Source organism: Lysinibacillus sp. BSL11 (genome assembly GCF_052928325.1).
Window position 1 is genome coordinate 81,560 of record NZ_JAVGCX010000008.1, and the last position, 22,989, is coordinate 104,548.

Annotated in this window: 25 protein-coding genes; 4 read left to right on the top strand and 21 right to left on the bottom strand. The window is 36.7% G+C overall.

All coding sequences use genetic code 11. The annotated features are described in order from the left end of the window. Positions 1 to 6: 6 nt before the first annotated feature. The 12 genes from RCJ95_RS11185 to RCJ95_RS11240 form a co-directional block, all read right to left on the bottom strand. Positions 7 to 456 (bottom strand): hypothetical protein, encoded by a 450-nt coding sequence (locus tag RCJ95_RS11185; RefSeq protein ID WP_446722315.1) that lies wholly within the window; start codon positions 454 to 456, stop codon positions 7 to 9. Between the two features lie 177 nt (positions 457 to 633). After that, on the bottom strand, positions 634 to 1,437 hold the full coding sequence (gene recT, locus RCJ95_RS11190; RefSeq protein ID WP_446722316.1) for a recombination protein RecT: 804 nt from the start codon (positions 1,435 to 1,437) through the stop codon (positions 634 to 636). A 2-nt stretch (positions 1,438 to 1,439) separates the two neighbouring features. Next, the gene (locus tag RCJ95_RS11195) at positions 1,440 to 2,369 is read right to left on the bottom strand and encodes a YqaJ viral recombinase family nuclease (RefSeq protein ID WP_446722317.1); all 930 of its coding nucleotides are present in this window, start codon (positions 2,367 to 2,369) and stop codon (positions 1,440 to 1,442) included. Positions 2,370 to 2,437: 68 nt separating this feature from the next. Continuing rightward, positions 2,438 to 2,668 (bottom strand): YqaI family protein, encoded by a 231-nt coding sequence (locus RCJ95_RS11200; RefSeq protein ID WP_446722318.1) that lies wholly within the window; start codon positions 2,666 to 2,668, stop codon positions 2,438 to 2,440. Between the two features lie 121 nt (positions 2,669 to 2,789). Continuing rightward, positions 2,790 to 3,113, bottom strand: coding sequence for a hypothetical protein (locus RCJ95_RS11205; RefSeq protein WP_446722319.1), 324 nt, complete (start codon positions 3,111 to 3,113; stop codon positions 2,790 to 2,792). Positions 3,114 to 3,323: 210 nt separating this feature from the next. After that, complete coding sequence (locus tag RCJ95_RS11210) at positions 3,324 to 3,566, bottom strand: hypothetical protein (RefSeq protein ID WP_446722320.1); 243 nt, start codon at positions 3,564 to 3,566, stop codon at positions 3,324 to 3,326. Continuing rightward, positions 3,563 to 4,048, bottom strand: a complete 486-nt coding sequence (locus tag RCJ95_RS11215) for a helix-turn-helix domain-containing protein (protein WP_241490010.1) — start codon at positions 4,046 to 4,048, stop codon at positions 3,563 to 3,565. The genes RCJ95_RS11210 and RCJ95_RS11215 overlap by 4 nt, the downstream gene beginning before the upstream one ends. A 212-nt stretch (positions 4,049 to 4,260) precedes the next feature. Beyond that, entirely contained in the window at positions 4,261 to 4,533 is a 273-nt protein-coding gene (locus RCJ95_RS11220) for a group-specific protein (RefSeq protein WP_446722321.1), read from the bottom strand. A gap of 28 nt (positions 4,534 to 4,561) precedes the next feature. Continuing rightward, positions 4,562 to 4,807: a hypothetical protein gene (locus RCJ95_RS11225; protein ID WP_446722322.1), complete on the bottom strand. Its 246-nt coding sequence runs from the start codon at positions 4,805 to 4,807 to the stop codon at positions 4,562 to 4,564. Continuing rightward, the gene (locus tag RCJ95_RS11230) at positions 4,808 to 5,602 is read right to left on the bottom strand and encodes a phage antirepressor (protein WP_446722323.1); all 795 of its coding nucleotides are present in this window, start codon (positions 5,600 to 5,602) and stop codon (positions 4,808 to 4,810) included. Positions 5,603 to 5,802: 200 nt separating this feature from the next. Then, a complete protein-coding gene (locus RCJ95_RS11235; protein ID WP_312130849.1) occupies positions 5,803 to 6,063 on the bottom strand; it encodes a helix-turn-helix transcriptional regulator in 261 nt (86 codons plus the stop codon). Positions 6,064 to 6,119: 56 nt separating this feature from the next. Further along, complete coding sequence (locus tag RCJ95_RS11240) at positions 6,120 to 6,341, bottom strand: helix-turn-helix domain-containing protein (RefSeq protein ID WP_446722324.1); 222 nt, start codon at positions 6,339 to 6,341, stop codon at positions 6,120 to 6,122. A gap of 163 nt (positions 6,342 to 6,504) precedes the next feature. Between RCJ95_RS11240 and RCJ95_RS11245 the strand changes: the two genes are divergently transcribed. The 3 genes from RCJ95_RS11245 to RCJ95_RS11255 are packed head-to-tail and all read left to right on the top strand — an operon-like array spanning position 6,505 to position 8,563. Beyond that, the gene (locus RCJ95_RS11245) at positions 6,505 to 6,954 is read left to right on the top strand and encodes a helix-turn-helix domain-containing protein (protein ID WP_312130854.1); all 450 of its coding nucleotides are present in this window, start codon (positions 6,505 to 6,507) and stop codon (positions 6,952 to 6,954) included. A 20-nt stretch (positions 6,955 to 6,974) separates the two neighbouring features. Beyond that, positions 6,975 to 7,415, top strand: coding sequence for an ImmA/IrrE family metallo-endopeptidase (locus RCJ95_RS11250; RefSeq protein ID WP_446722325.1), 441 nt, complete (start codon positions 6,975 to 6,977; stop codon positions 7,413 to 7,415). 41 nt (positions 7,416 to 7,456) lie between these two features. Then, positions 7,457 to 8,563 (top strand): tyrosine-type recombinase/integrase, encoded by a 1,107-nt coding sequence (locus RCJ95_RS11255; RefSeq protein WP_446722326.1) that lies wholly within the window; start codon positions 7,457 to 7,459, stop codon positions 8,561 to 8,563. A 75-nt stretch (positions 8,564 to 8,638) separates the two neighbouring features. Here RCJ95_RS11255 and RCJ95_RS11260 read toward each other — a convergent pair whose 3' ends face one another. From RCJ95_RS11260 to RCJ95_RS11290, 7 genes are all read right to left on the bottom strand, one after another. Beyond that, positions 8,639 to 9,994 (bottom strand): TrkH family potassium uptake protein, encoded by a 1,356-nt coding sequence (locus tag RCJ95_RS11260; protein WP_054549806.1) that lies wholly within the window; start codon positions 9,992 to 9,994, stop codon positions 8,639 to 8,641. Between the two features lie 111 nt (positions 9,995 to 10,105). Continuing rightward, positions 10,106 to 10,858, bottom strand: coding sequence for a TerC family protein (locus RCJ95_RS11265; RefSeq protein ID WP_004224572.1), 753 nt, complete (start codon positions 10,856 to 10,858; stop codon positions 10,106 to 10,108). A 324-nt stretch (positions 10,859 to 11,182) separates the two neighbouring features. Next, positions 11,183 to 12,268 carry an SDR family oxidoreductase gene (locus RCJ95_RS11270; protein WP_221679558.1) on the bottom strand — a complete coding sequence of 362 codons (1,086 nt, stop codon included), beginning with the start codon at positions 12,266 to 12,268 and terminating at the stop codon, positions 11,183 to 11,185. A 19-nt stretch (positions 12,269 to 12,287) separates the two neighbouring features. After that, on the bottom strand, positions 12,288 to 15,341 hold the full coding sequence (locus RCJ95_RS11275; protein WP_446722327.1) for an efflux RND transporter permease subunit: 3,054 nt from the start codon (positions 15,339 to 15,341) through the stop codon (positions 12,288 to 12,290). A gap of 195 nt (positions 15,342 to 15,536) precedes the next feature. Beyond that, positions 15,537 to 17,114: a peptide chain release factor 3 gene (locus RCJ95_RS11280; protein WP_004224564.1), complete on the bottom strand. Its 1,578-nt coding sequence runs from the start codon at positions 17,112 to 17,114 to the stop codon at positions 15,537 to 15,539. A 135-nt stretch (positions 17,115 to 17,249) separates the two neighbouring features. Next, the gene (locus RCJ95_RS11285; protein ID WP_313150257.1) at positions 17,250 to 18,716 is read right to left on the bottom strand and encodes a UDP-N-acetylmuramoyl-L-alanyl-D-glutamate--2,6-diaminopimelate ligase; all 1,467 of its coding nucleotides are present in this window, start codon (positions 18,714 to 18,716) and stop codon (positions 17,250 to 17,252) included. A gap of 317 nt (positions 18,717 to 19,033) precedes the next feature. Further along, positions 19,034 to 20,422: an aldehyde dehydrogenase gene (locus tag RCJ95_RS11290; protein ID WP_221679555.1), complete on the bottom strand. Its 1,389-nt coding sequence runs from the start codon at positions 20,420 to 20,422 to the stop codon at positions 19,034 to 19,036. Positions 20,423 to 20,632: 210 nt separating this feature from the next. On the opposite strand from RCJ95_RS11290, the gene RCJ95_RS11295 reads away from it, so the two are divergent. Further along, positions 20,633 to 20,788: a hypothetical protein gene (locus RCJ95_RS11295; RefSeq protein ID WP_004224556.1), complete on the top strand. Its 156-nt coding sequence runs from the start codon at positions 20,633 to 20,635 to the stop codon at positions 20,786 to 20,788. Between the two features lie 46 nt (positions 20,789 to 20,834). Here RCJ95_RS11295 and ssuE read toward each other — a convergent pair whose 3' ends face one another. Together ssuE and lpdA are read right to left on the bottom strand one after the other, a co-directional pair. Beyond that, positions 20,835 to 21,368, bottom strand: a complete 534-nt coding sequence (gene ssuE / locus RCJ95_RS11300; RefSeq protein ID WP_221679554.1) for an NADPH-dependent FMN reductase — start codon at positions 21,366 to 21,368, stop codon at positions 20,835 to 20,837. Positions 21,369 to 21,530: 162 nt separating this feature from the next. Beyond that, entirely contained in the window at positions 21,531 to 22,868 is a 1,338-nt protein-coding gene (lpdA, locus tag RCJ95_RS11305) for a dihydrolipoyl dehydrogenase (protein ID WP_257521214.1), read from the bottom strand. Between the last annotated feature and the right edge of the window lie 121 nt (positions 22,869 to 22,989).

Here is a 22,989-nt window from a genome sequence, read left to right on the forward strand (position 1 = left end):
ACAATATTAAACAACAGTTTCAAAAGACTTCTCTATTGTTTCAATGTTCTCGATTGAATAAAATGTAGGATGGTATTGATGCTTTTCAATCCACTCACTTAAAACTGAATTGAGTTTTTCCTCTAGTTCTTCTTGGGCATCTTTGGGAACATGGTGTAAATAATCATCAGCATAGTCTCCACCAACCCATGAAGCATTATCTGCAATTTCATCTAACACCGTATCTACGTTTATAGACGGCACGAATCCTTGACATTGCCCTACGTAAATAGTTACACCTGTTTGTTCAGGATCTGGCTCGTCCCCTATTTCATCTAGATAAATATCAAATAATTGAATTGCACCTGTTTCATTAATGAAAGCAATCGCTTCATCTTTCGTATCAAACTCACCAAAATTATTTGGGTCCCACTCCTCTTCATCAAAAGTAATCATCCATTTTCCATCTAATTTCATCTTCATTCCTCCTATAAAAGTCGTTGTTCTCTCTCACAAACCGCAAAACTACCACTAACCTTGAGCACCCTATAATTCGGGTATCGTTGCATGTATTGCTGCACCAAGCGTCTGATTTCATCGTTATCCCTCGCCTGCTCAAATATCCAAGCAGGCAGAAGGACTTTGTGGGGTACGTTATTCATTTACTACTTCTACTTCAATTTCTGGTGCATCAACGAAAAATTCTGTTTCTGGTGTGATGTCTTTCATTTCACGTTTTGGTGCTGTACCCTCGTCATAAGCTACTTGCTGTTGCATTTCCACACTAATCGGTAGGTACTTCCACATGTGTCGTACAACGGTCTTTTTCGCCATTTCCTCGTAGTCTGTAGCCCACGGTGAATACGATGAATTAGCAGCCTTCGAACGACCTTTACGCTTCTCAATTTCGGCTTTTGACATGAACTCAAATTGATAACCCCCATCCTTAAAATGAGCTACCGCATAGGCTCCTACAAAATTGCCTTTATCTTCATCCATACAAGGTTTGTGTTTTAATTTAGGGTCTAACCCTAGCTCATACTCAAATTCGTCTTTCTGATACACGGCATGAGCATAAATCGATTGGATATGACCACTTCGTCTAGCAAGGTCAATCATCCCTTTGTAACCGATAATGAATTGAACCTCTGTAATACCCTTTTTGCTATTTTTGAACGGTAGTAAGTAACAGTGGCCCATTAAGCCTGGTTCTAATCCAAGTTGAGCAGCTTGCATAACAGCACCTAGTAAACTAGAAACATCTGCATCTTTGAGTGCTGGTGTTGTACGGATTGTCGTCATTGCCAAACGCATTAAACGATCTACATCCATGTGCTTTGGTAAAGCTTGCGCCATTGCTGGTGCCATTTGTTTCAGGTAATCATCAATTGTTTTTGGTTTCTGTTGTGCAGTTGGTGCCTGTTGCATTTGAGCTTTTAAATCCGTTGTAGTTGCCATTGTTAGTTAGCCTCCTTAATTGATAAGCGTCTTGATAATGACTCTTTGATATATTTTTCATAAATTGCTGGCTGTTCTTCTTTCAATCGCTTGCTATCCAAACGACTTGAAGTAATAGTTTTATAGGTCACTTTAAAGCGATCAGAATGCCCTTCCGCAGACTCTCCAAGCATCATTTTGAGTTGATTCTCATACTCTTTGCGTTGCATTTCGAGTTGTTTTTCCTCTGTTTTTATAGATTCAATAGCTTCAATTAAAGTGTTAGATTGCTCGTCCAACATAATGGCCGAACCATCATCCTGCGGATACATCTTGGCTAGTAATTCTGATGCCGATGAACTTCCATCAATAGCTGGTGGAACATTAGCTAGTACGTGATTCTCCCAAAATGATTTCTCATGTTGTATCATCAACTCAATAAATTCATCATCCCTAGCGACTTCCTTCCAAACGAACTTGTTACCACCGATTAATACAGCGATATAGGCTTTTTCGTAGCCAGTGACTGCTAGATAATGTTGTAACTGACAAAGGTATGCTGCAGGAACATCCTCACCATTCCAGCTGTCTTTTAGGTACTCGCTCGCTGTTTTACATTCCAAAAATGCTTTCTCTCCGACAACATCCCTATCTAGATTGGCAGTCATGAAATAATGATTTGGGTGACGTAGCATTCTATTGATTTTTCGAATTTTCTTACCTGTTCGTTTTGCGAACTCTTTAGCTACTACATCTTCAAGAACGTTGCCCCAGTATGCAGCTTCGCTATCTGATTCCTCCACAAGTTCAGATGTTTTTTCTATATAAAGTTGAAACGCTGATTTGTATCTGTTGAAACCTAAGATTGCCGATGCATCCGAACCGCCAATACCACTCTTTCGGAGTTGAAGCCATTCAATGCGGTCCATTTCTAAAGTAGAAACTGCTTCCATTCCCTTGCCCTCCTATGCTAAAATCTGATTAATAATTGTTTTTCTAAGCCACTATTACGAGTAGTGGTTTATTTTTTTGTATAAAACTTGGCATTGTAGTTCTCCTCTAAATACGTATGGATGTTGTCTAAATGAACGATATCTCCATTCGAAAACTCCATATAGTCATCATTGAAAACTATTAAACTACCGTAAAGATCACGAAATTCACTTTCTATATACCTAAATGTAGGTACACTATTTACAGTTTCAATCGTTCCCAACACCATTGGATTTTCAACTTCCATAAGTTGTCGCATGTGCTCACCTTCTTTCTGATGGCATCCCATCAAGCAACTCACAGTGGCAAAGCTAAACCGTAGGGAGGCGGTGCTGTAAGTTGCTTGACGAGAGCGAGATAACTCTCGCAAACGTCTGATTTTATACTTCTGTAACTTCAACTTCTATGTCATTATCTTCATCAGCTTTTACAATGTTTACAGCTGGAAAGTGCCATTTAGCATCTTGTTTTACTTTGCCTTGTAACGCTATTTCCCCATAACCTTCAATAAAGCCACCATAGAAACTACCATTGTTGAAACGAGCACGGAATTGAGCAATGTGTTCAGCATGTTCTTCAAGGTCATAAAAGTCATAAAAAACATTACGGAACTGTTCCATCCAAGCTTCATCCATTACTGCATCATCCAGTTCGATTACATACTTATCTGTTCTAACTACTTCGACCTCAAATTTTCTTTTCATAAATAGCTCCCTCTGTGCCCTTGGCACTTATATATTTGAACAATCTAGTTTTATTTGTGATATAATAGATTTGTATATGTTGTCTCGCTGTTTAATCTTCGCTCAGATTAAGCAGCTTTTTTATTGCCATTTAACTTCTCCAACACCCTCTTATCACAGAAGAAATGTACATATATTAACCTCTGCTTTAGTGTCATGTGTCGCCACGCTCTAGGCTTGATGCGCAAGTTTCTTCACCACCTGAACAAGTATTCCTCTTTGGTTTAAATCAGCAACCGTTGCCCATAACTCTTTTTTCTTATGAAGTTTATCTAGTTGTATTAACGAATTATGTAGGTCTCGTTCTAGTTGTTTTGCTATGTTGATACGACCTGCTTTTACGTGTAGTTTGATTACATCTGTTAGATCTTCGATACATCTAATTTCACGCTCAATTTGTTCATCTATATTCATTTAATAAAGCCTACCTTTTGAAGATATTTGTAATGGTCCATCCAAACCCCTGTATAGCTAATTTCCATATGGTCTGTCATTACAGCAATAAAGTTAGCTAATGCAGTTTGAGCCTCCACAGCTTCTTCAATCATGTCTAGCATTTTTTGTTTCTCATATGAACTTATCGCCTCCTTAGGTTTTGATAGGCTCGTTTTTTTAATTGCGTCAATAGCTTCTTGCAATTCCTCTATCGTTTTATCACGAACACTACACCTATGAAGGTCTACATTTGGGCCGTTTAGCCAAATTGGTCCAGTGCCTGTATATTGGTGCTGCACTGCTAGTGCGAACTTGGGATCATCGAATTTCTCTACGATACTTTTACTTATATCTGCTGGTACCTTACTACGGCCGTTCTCATATTTGGAGATAGCCTCTCTCCCTACACCGAAGTCAAAACCGAATCTTAATTGTGTTTCGTCGCCCCTAATTTCTTTCATTACCTCGCCCACTAAATTTCCAGTAACAGTCATATTTCCATTCCTTTCTTTTATATAAAGTCACATTTCATTGAAAAGTTAACTTATAAGAGACCGCACTTTGTATAAATTCCCTGTATAATAATGGTTAAGAGGTAGATTTGCCCCTACCTCTTAGATTTCTACTAGATTGGTAGTTTGATTTATCTTGAGGCCATTTGCCCTGGCCTCTCCTATGATCTTGGTTGTTGTTTCAACCATTTGAGTAAAAATTCACTTGCTTCTTTTGCTGGTATCAACCATTTGGTACCGACTTTATGTCGGGGAAAGTCTGGCAAGAAGAAGAATGTTTCTAATACAAAACTCCGTGACATACACGTTTTTTCGCATAGTGTTTTTAAATCCCAAAAGACAAATTCTGATTCTACTGACTGCAATTTCGCTTTGATTTCGTCACGAGCCATATCGATAATGAGTTGCTCATCTGTGAATTGAACTTGAATCATTCCAGCACCTCCAGTGTTATTTCTTTACTTATACTGAGTGATCAATTGATTGCTTTTCATTTACTATTGGTGGTTGGTTTTCTGAAAATTTGATTGCCTCTTGTAAAACATCAATCATTTGTTTTGCTTCTGAGATACCAACGTAAGTTTCAACTACATCATGTTGATTATCTTCTCTATATTCTGTTAAAGAAATTATGAAACCACCGTCATTTGCAATAGAAGCTTCAAATTGAAATTGTGCATCACCAATTGTGATTTTTTTAATAGTCATTTAAACACCAATCCCTTCCATTGCGGAGTATTCATTTAAAAGTATGTTTGCAAGAGCTACTTGACCTTTACCAGTGATTAATGGCGTTCCTGTTTGCATGTCACCTTCAGTTCTAGCAACAACTGCTGGTCTTACTCGGAACCATCCGTTTTCAATGTATTTTTGTTTTGGTAGGTTTCGTTCAGCACCTTTTTGCTTGATTAAATAACCATTTTCTCGTAACCAAGCCATCAATTTGTTACGACCTAGGTTTATGCCATGCTTTTCGTAGAGCATTTTTGCATAAGTGCCAACGTTTACGGCACCATCTGAAATAGCTACCACTTTTCCGAATTTGGTATATGGAGCATCTTGTTCAATCTTATGATGCAACGCTTCATTTTCACGCTTTTGGCGTTCGACTGTTTTTTGAGCTATTAAAAAACCTTTTGCCAAAATTGTCATTTCGTCGTCATCATTGTTTGTAGCAATGTAACCGCCATTGATGCGAATTTCCTTTAAGATGTTTTTGACCTGTTTTTTAAATTGTTTAGCGATAGGTTTACGTGATTGCATTAAAACTTCATATAAACCATCTTCTGTTAAAAACCAGGATTCTTGTAATCCACCAAGGGTAGGAACATTATTCTTAACCTTTTCATCCTCATCCACGGAACGAATCATTTTAGATGTGTCGCTATGTTCAATCCAATCAGCAACATCTTTAGCAAGAAATAAAGGGTTCTCTGATGTTCCATACACTTTGAATTCTTTAGATAAGACAACTTGTTCATGAATAACTTGTAATTGAGTCATATTAATACCTCCTATTTTGTGATAATTCTATTTAAACAAATTGGTTATTTTACATTTTTTACTTTAATTACCTTTTCTATTGTATTTCTTTGTACTTATAAGTCTTAATTACTGGCTAGTTTTATATCAGTGGAATTTGAATGTATTTATACGTATTTGGCAACTGGAAAAAATCTCATTTTATGTGTCAAGTACTTTTTTTATAAATCAGGAAAAAGTTCAAAAAACGATTTTGATAAAATTTCCTCAAGTTGTATTGAAATTTCAGCACTTGGATTTACTTTTCCTAATTCAAGTGAACTGATCATCGATGCTGAACAACCAACAAGCTCTCCTAATTGTGCTTGTGTAAGACCTTTTGATTTCCTCTCAGCTATCAAACGCTCTCTCTTTGGGCCTTTTAAGTTTCTAAAATCATTAGATGGACATTGTTTTTTCTTTTTATGTTTTGGTTTGGTCATGCTCCAACCCATGGTTGCACTTCCTTTCGAATTAAATACAAGCGATATGAGGATAATCACGCAGTTTTATTCTTAGAAACTAAGAATTTTTGTTTAAAAAAATCTGTTTCTAAATTTAAACCAACACAAATCTGCTCATACTCATCCGCCGATAGGATTGAGTCGCCATTAATAATACGGTAAAACCTCTTCAATTCAATAGAAGATTTATTAGCAACATAATTCATTTTCAATCCGTTAGTTTCTATATATCGACGAATTCTTTCATGTACTTTCATTAGAATCACCTCTTTTTCTTAATATCTAAGAACTCGTTAAATTAACTATAATTCTTAACTTCTAAGAAGTCAATAAAAATTCTAAGTTTTTAAGAAAAATATTCTTTATTTTTGAGATTGTGATTAAATGTTCTTAAACTTAAAGAAAAAAGGTGGTGTTATAATGAGCACTTTAGGAGACCGTCTTAGAATAGCTCGTCAAAAAAGTGGTTTAAGACAAACACAAGTAAAAGAAAGAACTAACATTAATAATAAAACACTTAGTGGTTATGAAAATAATGTCAGTGAACCAGACATGAGTACATTGACTGTCCTCACAGAATTATACGGAGTTTCTTACGAATGGCTTTTAACTGGCGAGGGAGAAATGACTGTAAATACAACAAAAAAATCATCGCCTTTAACAGAAAAAGATGAACGTGATATCGCTAAACGTATGGCTGAACTACGAGAAGATTTATCAACTGCAACTGGTTTATTATTTGAAGGTGAACCAATGAGCGAAGAAGCTAAGGAATCTTTACTGGAAGCGATGGAATTCGGAGTACGACTTGCGAAGAAAAATAACAAAAAATATACACCAAAGAAATATAGAGAAAATGATGAAGAATAATATGATTCGAGGGGTTGTGGATGGGATGGATAAAAAAGAAGATCGAGTATTTATATGAGAAATATAATACTAGAAATCCATTTACATTAGCTAAGTATTTAAATATAGAGATCATTTATTGGGATTTACCTCCTGATATAAAAGGATTTTATCAGTACGAAAAACGTAATCGATTTATTTTTATTAATAGTAACCTTAGTTTCGAAGAACAACTTATTGTTTGCGCTCATGAACTTGGTCATGCAATTTTACATACAAAATTAAACACTCCTTTCATGAGGGCGAATACCTTGTTTTCTATTGATAAAGTTGAAGTACAAGCAAATACATTTGCTGCTTATCTATTAATCCCAGATGAAAATTTGTTTGATTCATATGATCGAATGACACTTTATGATATAGCTGCCTTATATAACATTCCATTAGAACTAGTGGAACTAAAATTTAAGGGGCTATTTTAATACCTACAAAAAGAACATACATTCTTATTCGAGGTGATATTATGGCTTACTTCCGAAAACGAGGCAACCATTGGGAGTACCGAATTAAATATAATGATGCTGGTAAACAAAAAGAAATATCAAAAGGCGGTTTTAGAACTAAAAATGAAGCCCGTGCTGCTGCTGTTTTAATAGAAGAAAAATTAGTAAAGGGTGGTGTGGAACAATTACGGAAAGGCGAAATACTGTTTGAGGATTGGTTAGAGATACACAATAAAATGCATAACCAACACCGAAGAGAATCTAGCAACATTTCGGCAATGAATGGACAAAGGAAATTACTCAATAAGTTCAAAGGATACAAATTGAATAAAATTAAAAGAGCTGAATATCAGTTGTTTATTAACGATTTATTATTCCACTTTAATTATGCAAAAAATACTGTTGATCGAATTCATGGTGAAATGATGTCTATAATGAACAGTGCAGTAGAACATGATGAATTAGAGAAGAATTTATTGAGAGGTATTCAAATTTCCAAAGATGAAGAAGAAGAAAAAATGGTATTTCTGAACAAAAATGAAGTAAAACAGTTATTAGCGGTGCTTGAGAATGAAGATATTTTTAAGCGTGTTATGGTTATTACCTTACTTCGTACTGGTTTACGTAGTGGAGAATTATTAGGTTTACTTTGGTCAGATATCGACTTTGAGAATAAAACACTTACAGTTGATCGTCAACGCACTAGAACTGGCTTGGGGCCTCCTAAATCAAAATCAAGCTACAGAACAATTGGTATTGACAATATATTGATTAACGAGTTACTTGCATATAAAGCATGGCAAGAGGAAAATGAATTGTCAAAAACAAATTATCAAAAATCAGATTTTGTATTTGTTGATGATAACGGAAAAATGTTTTATCAAACAAAACCACAAGATATGATGAAAAATTTACTTAGATATGCAAAGTTACCTCCCAGAAAGTCTACACACTTACTAAGACATACTCACGCAGTTATGATGTTGGAATCTGGCGTAGATATAAAAACTGTTAGTACAAGACTAGGTCACAAAAATATAGATATAACTGCAAACACTTATTTGCATGTAACTCCTGAACATGAAAGAAATGCCCTCAAAAAATTCGAAGATTATCTTGAAAATTGAATACAAAGGGGCAAAAAGGGGGCAAACAAATAAATCCCCCTCTACAAACCCTTATAAATCAACGTTTTCTATGTGTTACCCTATTATTACTCGCTCCTTCGGATAATGGAAGCCTGATTTCTTTCCTCTTCCGCCACCCCCAAGAGTATAAAGGAATGAGATTAATCCAACTCGACCAATAAACATTAAAATAATGATAATGATTTTACCAACCACTGATAAATCAGAGGTTATGCCTAACGACATACCACATGTTCCGAACGCTGAGGTAATTTCAAAAATAATTTGAATAAGAGATGCATGTGGCTCTGTTATAAGCAAGATAAGGGTTGCAACTAATACCATGAAAAAGGCTAATAATATTACAACAAATGATCGGAAGACATCAATCAAATGAATTTCTCGTCCAAATACTTGAATATCCTCTCTTCCTCTAGCAAAGGTAATTAAGAATAAAATGGCCAAGGCAAAAGTTGTGGTACGAATACCTCCACCAACTGAGCTCGGGGAAGAGCCAATGAACATTAGGAAGCTCATGAAAATATCTGTAGCTTCACTAAAAGTCGTGACATCGTAAGTAGTCAGTCCAGCTGATCTCGTTGATACAGAATGGAACATTGCTGAAAATAATGCCTCATGCCAAGACATTTCCTTAAAAGAATGAAATGATTCAAGGAGTAAAATGACAAGCGCACCAACTATAAATAAAATGGCGTATGTTGAAGTAGTAATTTTAGTAAATAAACTAAAACGGAAATTCTCGCGTCGATTAAGCAAAAAAGTCTTCAATTCAATTAATACTGGAAATCCGATAGCACCTAATACAATCAGTACCATGGTAACCATCTGTACAAAATAATCATCATGGAATGGGAGTAAGCTCATTCCCGTTATATCGAATCCTCCATTTGTCGTAGCAGAAATAGAGGCAAAAATTCCATGTAAAAAGGCTTCTTCTAAGGTATCAAAATAATTGGTAAAATGTAGCGTTAAAATAATGGTACCCGTTAATTCAATGCCAAATAAAATTTTTAAAATTTCGCGGATTAACTTAACTACACCAGAGACACTGTACTGGTTATGATCAATCATGATTAACTGACGCTCACGCATGCCTATTTTTTTCCCAACAAGCAGCCACACAAAGGTACCAAGTGACATAATACCAATGGCACCTAACTGTAAAATAACAAGAATCATTACAAGCCCAAAAGTAGTATAGGTTTCCGAAATATTAATTGTTGTTAGCCCAGTAACACTTACTGCACTTACTGCTGTAAACAAGCTATCTAAAAAAGAGACTTTTACACCTTCTTGATGAACGCCTGGAAGCCGTAATAACAGGAAGGAAATCGCTATCGCTATAAAATAATAAGAAACAAGTACCTGAAATGGTGTGACTAGTTTATTTGATGATTTTTTCCAAGGCACTTTAACAACTCCTCCCACATATGATGTCCAACTAGATAGATTATAGTATAGAAAAAATATATAAAAAAAGAAAGAGGAATAGTGATAACTATTCCTCCAACGTTCATATACTTATTTTTTCTTTCTTACACCGACTAAATAGCCGACAAAAGCAATACCAACTAGGACAATCCAGAATGTTAACTCCCATGCCGTGGAATGTGGAAATTCTTTAGGCAATATCCCCACCTTCTCATGTGCCAATGTTAAGACAACTAGCTTCACACCTACCCAGCCAACGATTAGAAATGCCGCTGTTTCAAGTGAAGGGTAATCATTTAATATTTTTACAAACCATTGGGCAGCAAACCGCATCATAATGACACCAATAAATCCGCCAAGGAGCATTACAATGAACTGACCGCCATTGATACCACCAATATCAAATTCACCTAAGTGTGGCAAAGTTACAGCAATTGCAACGGCTGCTAGCATCGAATCAATAGCAAATGCTATATCGGCCGCCTCTACCTTTAGTACTGTTAACCAGAAACCAGAACCTTTTTTTCCAGCATTTTCAGTTGCTTCTTCTTCATCTTTATGTTTCCGTAAATCATATATATTTTTCGCAGACATAAACAATAGATAAGCTGCACCGACCGCTTGGATTTGCCAATAATTTACTAAAACTGTAATAACGAATAATGCGGAAAATCGGAATATCAATGCTCCAAATAGTCCATAAAATAACGCCTTTTTTTGCTGCTCTTGTGGTAAATGCTTCACCATAACAGCCATTACTACCGCGTTATCAGCTGCAAGTAATCCTTCTAATACAACAAGGACAATTAACACCCAGCCATATTGTAATAAAATCGCTTCCATTCTAGTGCCTCCTCTAAGCTCTCTATACCCTCAATGACCCTGTCATCCAAGTATAAAAGAAAAAAACCCCTGCCCTAATTCAGGCAAAGGTCTCGCTAAGTAAATTCGTACCCTTTCTATTTATGGTACTTCAATCTACACGTTATACGTATAGAGCCATTCACTATCACACCCGATGGTTGTACCATGTATTGACGAATGTGAAACCAGGTAAAGTTAATTGCCTGTTAGCTACTCCCCTTTGACAAATTGTCGAAGGTATCTTCTTTCAAATATTATAGCACTATCATTTACAGCTGACAAAAATATCTATATGTTTTTTCGTTACTTAATCTGAATTTGATAGCTCTTCTCTTCCTTATGTGCTAAATAAAACTCAATCATTTTTGGCATCGTCTGTATAAAATCAGGGCATGTAATACCCCCTTTTTGTAAGATATGATGTGCTTCAGTCGTATCAAATGAGGCATTCCATGTTAAATAATCTAATGTTTCTTGTTCAACACCTAATTTTTTTCGAATAAATGGAATTTGCAATGATAGCTTAGCCAATATAAATGGTAAACGTCCTTTTGGATAAGAATTTGTAACTAGTTTCACCATTGTACGGTATACCTCCTGTACAGGGTGAGGATTAGGATCAGTTAAATGAAGTGTCTTCCCTTCTGCACTCTGTTCATTAACCAGAAAAGTAGAAGCATTTATAATATAATCAACTGGCACTACATTAATCGTCGATGTAGTTTGACCAATATACGGAATAAAAGGTAAACCCTTTAAACGTTCAACTAAGTTTAAAAAGAAATAAGGACCATCAAATTTAATGGTTTCACCAGTTTGGGAATGACCTCGAACAATTCCAGGTCTAATTATTGTCAACGGTATTTCCGATTTTAAATCTTCTACTCGGTGCTCAGCCTCATATTTTGTTTCCTCATAGTGGTTTTTAAATGCCCTTGGTCGAATTAATTCATTTTCACGCAGTACGCCCTCACGTGTACCAGCCACATAGGCAGTGCTGAAATACATATAGCGCTGTAAATTAGGTAAGGTGCGAACAAAATCATTAACCATAGTTGTACCATGAACATTTACCTTCCAAGCAATGTCACGTGGTACAGCTAAATCATAGATAGCAGCTAAATGCCAAAGCATTTCAATTTGCGGTACGATTTCTTTGGTGGTTTGATTTTCTAATCCAAGGTTTGGTAGTGTAATATCGCCTTCCACAATTCGAATCGAACAGTCAGGAAAATCCTCTAATATTTTGTTTTTTTCTTTATGTGCCTTTATGGTTTCACCTGCCAATACGATTGCAATTACTTGTTGTGCTTGTTTCTTTTGAAATAATGCTCGGATTAGTTGACTTGAAATGAAACCAGGAAAACCTGTAAAAAAATGAACCTTCATCTCCCATTCCCCCTTGAACCTAATGCATCTTTCTTGTTTCTTTATCCATTAAACTGTAAATGATCGGTACAATATACAGCGTCAGTAAAGTTGAGGTCACAAGCCCTCCGATAACAGCAATCCCCATTGGCTGATTCATCTCGGTCCCTTCTCCAATGCCCAGTGCGAGTGGTAATAGCCCTAAAATAGTTGTTAAGGCTGTCATTAAAATTGGACGTAGCCGATCTTGGGTAGCAAGTAAAATTGCCTCATAAGCTGGCATGCATATTGCTTTTTGCTGATTAATATAATCAACCAGCACAATACCGTTATTTACGACTATTCCTACTAGCACTAAGATACCGATAACTGAGGTTACACCAATTAAAGTATTTGTTAGGAACATAGCTATCGCAACACCAATAATCATTAATGGGACGGTAAACATGATCACAAATGGATATTTAAATGACTCAAATTGAGCTGCCATCACAATATATACAAGCACGATTGCTAGCATCACAGCTAGTAACATATCATCGATTGCACTATCATAGAGCTCTCTGTCCCCACTGAACACAACTTGAGTAGTAGATGGTAAATTAACTTGTTCTAAGGCTTTATCTACTTTTGCTGAGATTCCTCCCAGCGATTCCTTTGTTTCATAATCTACAAAAAAGGCAACTGCTGCTGCTTGATCAGAACGACGAATGGATACCGGCCCCTTTTGCATAGAAACAGTAGCCACTTCCTCTAATTTTACAAATAATCCTGCTGGCGAACGTAGCTGCATGGCTTTTAAAGCATCTATACTCGTATTAAATGACTGCCCAAAGCCTGTATAAACGGGTAATACTGCGCTGTCATCAGTAGTTAATTGGGACGTTAATTGACCTTTTGTCATTTGATTTACAGTTTGAGCGATTTGTGCTGGAGCAAGACCATAGTCTTTTGCTTTTTCACGATTAACCTCAATTTGAATCTCTTGAACAGTAATATCTAAATCCGTAGAGACATTTGTCACTTGCTGAATCGCTAGTAGTTCTTGCTTCACTTTCTTAACAGTTTGCTGTAGCCTCTTTTCATCAGAGTCTGTTAAACGGAAAGTTAAGGTGTGTGGTGACGAACCTGTAGCTGTCGATACATTAAAAGTAATTTCAGCTTGCTCTCCAAGCTCTTCCTGTATATCTTGTTCTAGTTCTTCCACAAATTCGAAAATGGAACGTTGCCTTTCTGCTAATGGGACAAGTTTTACATACATCTCAGCTTGATTGGCGTTAGTTTGTCCACGTGCTTGGGATTGTTGTGTACCGCCAATTAAACTAACATACACATCTACATCCTTTTCCTGTTTTAAACGTTCCTCAATTTGCTTAACAATCTTTTCCGTTTCTGAGACAGCGACACCGTTTTCGAGATTGACACTTATAGAGGTGAACCCCTCATCTGTAGGCGGTAAAAATTCAGTACCTATTCTAGTCAGTCCAAACAAAGAAAGACTAAAGCAAACAACTGTAAAAAGTAGTATAAGCATTCGATGCTTTAGTACCCATACAATAGACACCTTGTAATGCCTATAAAATCGGGACTTACTGCGTTGTACATAAAAATTACTGTTTTTCATTTTTAAAAGTCGACTTGCTAGCATCGGAACGACTGTAAGCGCTACTACTAAAGAGGCAATTAAGCTGAACGAGATTGTTAAGGCAAACTCTTTAAAAATTTGACCAATCAATCCTTCGATGAACATAACAGGGATGAATACTGCTATTGTGGTTAAAGTGGAAGCTGTAATGGCAAGGGCTATTTCCTTTGTGCCTTCCTTTGCTGCAGTAATCGGGTCCTTTTCTAGTCCTAGATGTCTTTCTATATTCTCAATAACGACTATGGCATTATCCACAAGCATACCAATCCCAAGTGCCAGAGCACCTAATGTCATAATATTGAGGGAAAAATTCGCAAAAAACATCAAAACAAATGTGACAATAACGGAATAAGGAATCGCAATACCAATGATGATCGGACTCTTTACGCTACGTAAAAAAACAAATAGGATGAACATCGCAAATAATCCACCTAAGAGTAAGGAAGATCCAATATTACTAATCGCTAAATCCACATAATTTCCTTGATCAACTAAAATATCTGCTGTGATTCCTTTATACTGTTCTTTCTTTAGTAATGCCTCTAAGGATTTTTGGAAATTTTTAGAAACATCCGCTGTATTTGCACCAGATTCCTGTAATACAGACATAAGAACTGCTGGATGCTCATTTGCACGTGTTGTGGTAATAGATTGTTGTTCTGTCCTCTCAACGGTTGCAAGATCACCAATGGTTAATGATTTGCCTGTTAAAGGGTCCACCGAAACAATTAAGTCGGCAATGCTTTCCGGAGAAGATAATGTGCTAACTATACGTGTTGTTAGCAATTTTCCATCATCTGTTGAAACAGGCTCACCAGGAAGAGACACATTATTCGCTTGAACTATTTGCATCACATCTGTCTGTGTCAAGCCTTTTTCAACTAGCTTTGCTTCATCCAATGTTATTTGGATTTCTTCAATCAATTTGCCAGAAACATTCACACTAGCTACACCCTCTGTCCGTAGTAGCTCTTTCTCTAAGTGCTCTGCTAATACACGTACATCTACTTGATTATTTTCTGCACGCAAAGATAGCTGAATAATGGGAAATTGAGAAGGATCAAATTTTAGGAAACTCGGCTTGCCAGCATCATTAGGCAATGGGGTCATATCAATTCGCTGTAAAATATCAAGTTGTACAACATCCATATTTGCGGACCAGTTGAACTCAAGCACAATTAAATTGGAGCCTTCCTGTGAGGTTGACTGGATTTTTTTGATACCAGGTAAGGTAGCAAGTGTAGCCTCTAATGGCTTCGTTATCTTTTCATTTACCTCTGTCGGGCTTGCCCCAGGATAAGAGGTGACAACCACTCCAATAGGAGGATTTAACTCTGGAATTAACGTAATCGGTATTTTTAATAAAGATACACCGCCTAGTATGATGACTAAAAGCATAGTAACAATCGTAAAGACAGGTCTTTTAATGGAAAAATGACTAATATTCATCTAAACAAACTCCTTTTCTACCTCTTCCTTTCTATCATAGCCGAAAAGGAGATTATTTTATAATTAAGCTCCCGTTATTGAGATACTACCTCTAAGGAAACTTATATTTCCTAATAATGTATATATTCTACAAACAGTGTCATTTTTCCTTGCAAAAAAACACGAATCGCAAAATTGTCGATTCGTGTTTTATGATTATAGAAGGCTATAAAGTTGGATGTTTTCGTTTTTATCTGCAAACCAACGCATAGCGAACTCATTTTCAAATAGAAAAACAAGATTGTCAAAACGGTCTTTTACAAGCATTGATCGACCTGATGACATTGATTCTTTGACATCCTCTTCATTTTCAATCCAGCGCGCGATTTTCGAACCAATAGGCTCCATTTTTACTTCCACATTGTATTCATTTTTCATACGATGTTCAAATACTTCAAATTGTAGTTGACCAACTGCTCCAAGTATAACTTCCTCTGTATGCAGCGTTTTATAGTATTGAATAGCACCCTCTTGCACTAATTGTAAAATCCCTTTATGGAATTGCTTTGATTTCATAACGTTCTTTGCCGTTACGCGGACGAATAATTCTGGTGTAAACTGTGGTAATTTTTCAAATTGGAATGTTTTCTTGCCACCTACAACAGTGTCGCCAATTTGGTATGTTCCTGTATCGTACAAACCAATAATATCGCCAGCAACTGCTTCATCTACTGTCTCACGATCGTCTGCAAGGAACTGTGTAGATTGTGTGACTTTAAATGACTTTCCTGTACGAGATAACGTCATATTCATCCCACGTTCAAATTTTCCAGAAACAATACGTACAAAGGCAATACGATCACGGTGTGCTGGATTCATATTGGCCTGAATTTTGAAAATAAAACCTGAAAACTCATCATGCTCCACAGGATCAATAAACTGTTCATCTTCAGTAATTCTTGGCTGCGGCGTCGGTGCGAATTGTAGATAAGTTTCAAGGAAAGTTTGAACACCAAAGTTCGTTAATGCTGAACCAAAGAATACAGGTGTTAATTCCCCACGACGTATTTTTTCCTCAGAATAGGCATTCCCCGCTTCATCTAAAAGTAAAATATCGTCCATTGCTTGTGAATAATAAGAAGTCACCTTCATTGGATGCTCTACAGCAAGCTCCCCATTGTCGTCTATTGGTAAGAAACGCTCCGCTTCATCTGTACGGAATTGCTCAATGCGTTTATTGTAACGATCATAAATACCAAGGAACTCTTTACCCATACCGATTGGCCAGTTCATAGGATATGCATTGATACCTAATACCTCTTCAAGCTCTTCAATCAATTCAAGCGGCTCTTTCCCTTGACGGTCTAACTTATTAATAAATGTAAAAATAGGAATACCTCGCATCTTACAAACCTTAAATAGCTTTAAAGTCTGTGCCTCGATCCCTTTCGCAGCATCCACTACCATGACAGCACTATCTACAGCCATCAATGTACGATATGTGTCTTCTGAGAAATCTTGGTGACCAGGGGTATCCAAAATATTCACACGAGAGCCATTATAATCGAATTGCATGACAGATGAAGTAACCGAAATCCCACGTTGTTTTTCGATCTCCATCCAGTCCGATGTTGCATATTTACCTGTTTTTTTCCCTTTTACTGTACCTGCATCACGAATGGCACCACCAAAAAGTAAAAGCTTTTCTGTAATCGTCGTTTTCCCAGCATCAGGGTGACTGATAATGGCAAAAGTACGACGCGATAGTATATCTTTTTCTAAATTTGAATTCATCTCGTCATTCTCCTTTTTTCATACTTAATAATAATAAAAGAAGACTTGCCTTTCGTACAACCTTTTTACATGAAATCTCAAAAAAGAAAACCCTTTAGTTACAACTAAAAGGGTTTCCTAAGAGTTTAGCTTTCATCACACGAATTTTAATCGGCCTGCTTCTATCGCAATTTCTGCATCACTATGTGGAAATTTGGTATTTTCGATAATTTGGTAATCCTCATGACCTTTACCAGCAAAAATAATCATGTCACCTGGCTCAGCAATTTCAATCGCATGGCGCACTGCCTCTGCACGATCTCCAATACAAGCATAATTATCATGAAGCATTCCTTTAGCAAGATCGCCTGTAATACTATCATAGTCTTCATAGCGAGGATCATCTGTCGTTAAAATGACATATTCCGCAGCAGACGCTTTCTCAGCCATGGCAGGACGCTTCGATTTATCACGATTGCCACCTGTTCCAACTAAGAAAATCAGCTTGCCTTTTTTATAAGGTTGCGCTGCTTCAATCGCCTTTTCAATTGCATCTGGAGTATGGGCATAATCAATAAAAATTTGCACAGGTAGATCTGAACATACTTTCTCCATACGACCCTTGACTGGCGGTAGTTGCTCAATTTGTTCAATAATGGACTCCATTGAATAGCCCCTACCATAAAATGCAATCATGGCTGCCAATACATTATAAATATTAAATTCCCCAAGCAAATTCATTTTTACACGAAAAATTCCTTCAGGCATTTCCACGTCAAATGATGTCATATAGTCGTGATACTCACAGTTAATGGCGCGGAAATCAGCATTTTCATTTTTTAAACCATATGTCCACACTGGAAATGGTGTCATTGCAGCATATCTCTCTGACCAAGCATCGTCAGCATTCAACACAACAAATTTATTTTTTTCTAAATCTTGTCCAAGTTGGGAAAATAATAAGCCTTTTGCATGGCCATATTCCTCCATCGTACCATGGAAATCAAGATGATCGTGCGTTAGATTCGTAAAAATAGCGATATCATAATCAACACCTGCTAAACGTCCAAGTGCTAACCCATGTGATGAAACCTCCATTGTCATTAATCGACAGCCTTCCATTTTTGCACGGAAAATCATTTGTTGTGTCGATAACGCATCACTCGTTGTATTAGCTGATTCATATAAAATTCCATTTAAATTAAAGCCAATTGTACCGGATAAAGCCGATTTCTCGCCCATACCATGCATTATATTTTGAATAATTCCTGTTACAGATGTTTTACCATTCGTTCCTGTTACACCAATCATCGTTATGTCCTTAGAAGGATAATCAAAGAACTTTGCAGCTAGTAAACCTACTGCACGATCTGTATCTTTCACAATCACTTGTGCAATCTTCTCTCCTAGCGGTAATTCTCGTTCCGTCACAACAATTGTTGCGCCACCATCTACAGCCTTTTGCGCATAATCATGCCCATCTACTGTATAACCTTTGATACAAACAAACATGCTATTTGGTTGCACACTTCTTGAATCTATTACGATATCGCTAACCTGATCTGGCAGCACGCCAATTATTTTTTTCAAAGGTAATGCGCTTAACAATTCCTCTGCATACATTTCATAGTCCTCCAATCAATCTCTACACTCATGTCATCATTCTTAATAATCGACAAAAAACGACAATGTGAAATCCCCCACGTTCTATTGAACTTATTTTACTACTTATTTCATGATAAATAAAATGCCTCTCTTGTGTTTTTTCAACGAAAACGCTTTCATTTGAAGAAAAAATCATGTTTTCTTCAAATTTTCATTTATAATCACCAATCGGCATTTTTCGACATAACGAGAAAGAGTTATCTAGAGAACAATTGTCTATGCACCTTAAGCTTATAGTGACAATGGAGGCATCAGAAGATACCTCCATTGTTAAGCTATTTCATAATTGAGCGCACAATTTTCACTTTCTGTTTATATGGCGGGAATAACACATTTGTCTCCAGCTTGGAAGATTTCTTCAAGATAGATTTCGGGTGAGTAAAGTTTTCAAAGCTCGCTTTGCCATGGTATGCTTTCACACCTGATGGACCTACACCACCAAATGGTAAATGTAAATTTCCAACATGTGTGATGGTGTCGTTAATACACCCCCCACCAAACGGTAATTCTTCCAAAAAGTATTGCATAGCTTTTTCATGTTCTGAGAAGAAGTATGCCGCTAAAGGCTTCGGTAATTGTCTGATTTGATGAATGGCAAGTGGCAAATCATTATACATCATAACAGGTAAGATAGGACCAAATAGTTCTTCCTGCATTGATGGACTTGTCCACTTTACATATTCAACGATTGTAGGTTCAATATATAAATCATCCCGATCTATTCGTCCACCATATGTAATGGCATCACGTTCTTCCACAATTATTTGCTGTAAACGATCAAATTGCTTTAAATTGACGATACGCCCATAATCAGGGCTTTTTAAAGGGTTTTTGCCATAAAACGAACGGATTGTTTCTTTTAATATTTTCATAAAACGATCATAAACGTCCTTGTGTACAAGCAGATAATCAGGGGCCACACATGTCTGTCCAGTATTAGTAAATTTACCCCATACAATCCGCTTTGCCGCTACCTCTAGATTTGCTGTTTGATCGACAATTGCTGGACTTTTGCCACCAAGCTCTAAAGCAACTGGTGTCAAACGTTCTGCAGCAGCTTTTGCTACTACTTTACCAACGGCCACACTACCTGTAAAAAAGATATAATCGAAGGAAGCATGAATAAGAGCCGTAACCTCTTCCTTTTCACCTTCCACAACACGTACATATGAAGACGGGAACGTTTCCTCAATGATCTTTTTCACAATGGCTGCTGTGTGTACAGAGGTTTCTGATGGTTTGACAATTGCAGTGTTTCCTCCAACTATGGCACCAATTAGTGGCTCCATTACAAGTTGGAATGGATAATTAAATGGCCCGATAATTAATGTTACGCCATAGGGCTCACGAACAATAAAGCTCTTGCCCATTTGATATTGTATCGGTGTTTTGACTGCTTCCGGTTCCATCCATTCCTCTACATGTTTTACCATATATGAAATACTATCTAATACAATGCCAATTTCTGTTGCATACGCCTCAAATTCACTTTTACGAAGGTCTAAGTAAAGTGCATTCAATATTTCCTTCTCATATTTCAAAATTGAAGTTTTTAAGTTCTTTAATTGCTCTTTTCTAAATTTCACACTTTTTGTAGCACGGGAAAAATAAAATTGACGTTGCTCTGTAATCATATTTTCCACATCTTGTGACGTAAAATTCATCAATAAAGCACCCCTTTTTTAAAATGGCATACATAGTTTTTTCATTTTGAAACAAACTATCTTTGTCTATACGATACAACATCGAGAGGCAAAAATCCTCTTTCTACATCGAGGGGGTGAAATAGCAATATGTGAAAATGAAATGTTTTAGTTTTTTCATCTCGGGAAATATACAACTACATATTAAAACCGAAACGGGGGCGTAGATGAATGACAACAACAACAGGAACATGGTGGGAGTCCATTTTTTCTGGACCATTATCGCATGGAATTTGTGAAGAAAAAATATTGCTATTGCAAGATGAGGCTTTCTTATATCTCTCTACAATACCTGTGGAGAATGAAGAAAATCCAGAAGGAAATTAAAAAATAACGCATTATAGGATGCCCCTATAATGCGTTTTTATTTATTTTAATTAACAATGAATACTTGCTGTAACTGATCTAATTGTGCTTCAAGTCTACTGATGGCCTCTTCTTCTATCGCAAAGCCACCCTCTTCCAAACGAATAACTTGTTTATCCACAATGTAAACAGAATTGGTAATGGATGTGGCTCCTAGTACAGCTAACACTGGCTTTAATGCATATTCTAACGCTAACAAATGACTGATCGAACCGCCTACAGCAATGGGGAGTATAGCCTTTTTGAACAAGGCTTTTTGCGGTAGTAGATCCAAGTAAGTCTTCAAAATACCTGTATAGGAAGCTTTATAAATTGGTGTAAGGATGACAATAAAATCTGCTTCCTTAACATGCTCATTTTCAGACTGTATTTCCTTACTAGAAAAATTTGCTGTTAATAAATCTGTAGCTGGGAGCCCATGTATATAATTTGAGTGAACCTCTACTCCTTGTGCAATGAAATGATTCTCCACCTTTTCATGAATGGCGGTAACTCGAGAATTTTTCGAATTACTTCCGTTAATAATGACTGCTTTTGTCATCATGCCCACTCCTTTTATCAATGTTATAAAAAAGGCCCCTATTCTACAAATCGATGAACAATCGTTTTGTAAAATAGAAGCCTCTAGATGTCTAGTTAACTTAAATACCTAGTATTCTTATAAAATTAATTTAACATAAATTTCTAGAATGTCAACAGCTTTTTATTGGTGTATTGCTTTCCCAAACACAGCTTTAGCTACATCTCCAATATGCTCCGATACAGTAGGATGTGGAAAAATCATATGTGCAAGTGATCGAGCTGTACCACCAGCATTTTTTGTTGCTAATAGCGAATTAAGTATTTCTGTTGCGCCATCAGCTACTACACAAGCCCCTAAAATTTGCCCATTATCCTTAGATGAAATTAGCTTCACAAAGCCTTCGGTATTCCCCTCCATTAATGACTTTGGATTTGTTTGTAGAGGCATTTTCGTTACAATGTACGGCGCTTTGACTTGCTCTTCTAGTAAACCAAATGTAGCTATTTCAGGGCTTGTATAAACACAACGTGGAATGCTTGTTTGATCAATTGGTATTGGTTGATTTCCTACAATATAATCCACAACGTAAATACCCTCAGCACTGGCAGAATGTGCAAGTTGATAACCACCCACTAAGTCACCAATCGCATAAATATTCGGCAGGCTTGTTTCAAAATGCTCATTGACAGCGATTAATCGACCATCTAAAGTTAATCCTAATTGCTCAGCAATTTCTATATTGGGACGACGTCCAGTTGCAAATAATAGGTTTTCATATGTATAAGATCCTATAGATGTATGAATGATATTACCTTCAAATTTTTCAAATTGAAAATCTGTCACAAGTTCAATACCAAGTTTCTTCAACTTTTCTCGAATCAGCGGTCTTGCTTCCGCCTCTTCCGTTTGTAAAATATCCTCGCTATGATTAAGCACTGTTACCTTTGTACCGAGGGGTGCTAAACTAAACGCCATTTCAATGGCAATTACGCCCCCGCCAATGATCGTTAGCTGGGCTGGAAGCTTGTCTATATTAAAAAATGTGTCCGTCGTATAGTAGGTAGTTGTCTCTAATCCTTCGAATCGTGGCACAAAGGGTTTACTACCTGTCGCTAAAATTATATCGGATGCCATTATCGTCTCATTCCCGATAGTTATCGTTAAGTCGTTTACGACTGAAGCTTCACCACGATATAAAGTTATATGATTGTTGATAATATAATGCTCAATGTTTGTTAGTAGTTCATGAATTATTGTATCTTTCCGTTGCATTAGTCGAGGAAAATTAATTTCCACTTTAGGTACTTCTATTCCCCAGCTATTCCCTCTTTTTATTGCCTGCACAAGTTTACTATGTTCCAATAAAATCTTTGATGGAATGCAGCCAACGTTATAGCAGGCTCCTCCCAATTTATCTCGTTCGATTAGCGCTACTTTTTTACCATTCTTGGCTGCATGTATGGCAGCCACATAGCCACCAGGTCCCGCCCCAATAATAGCAATATCAAAATTTTCCATAATTTTCACCTCATGTATCACCATATCATTTGCAAATTTTGAATGCAATGACAGACATAGTAAAAGCCTTTCATTACAATGAAAGGCCTTTGACTTATTTGTTTAGTTTATGAGCATTCGT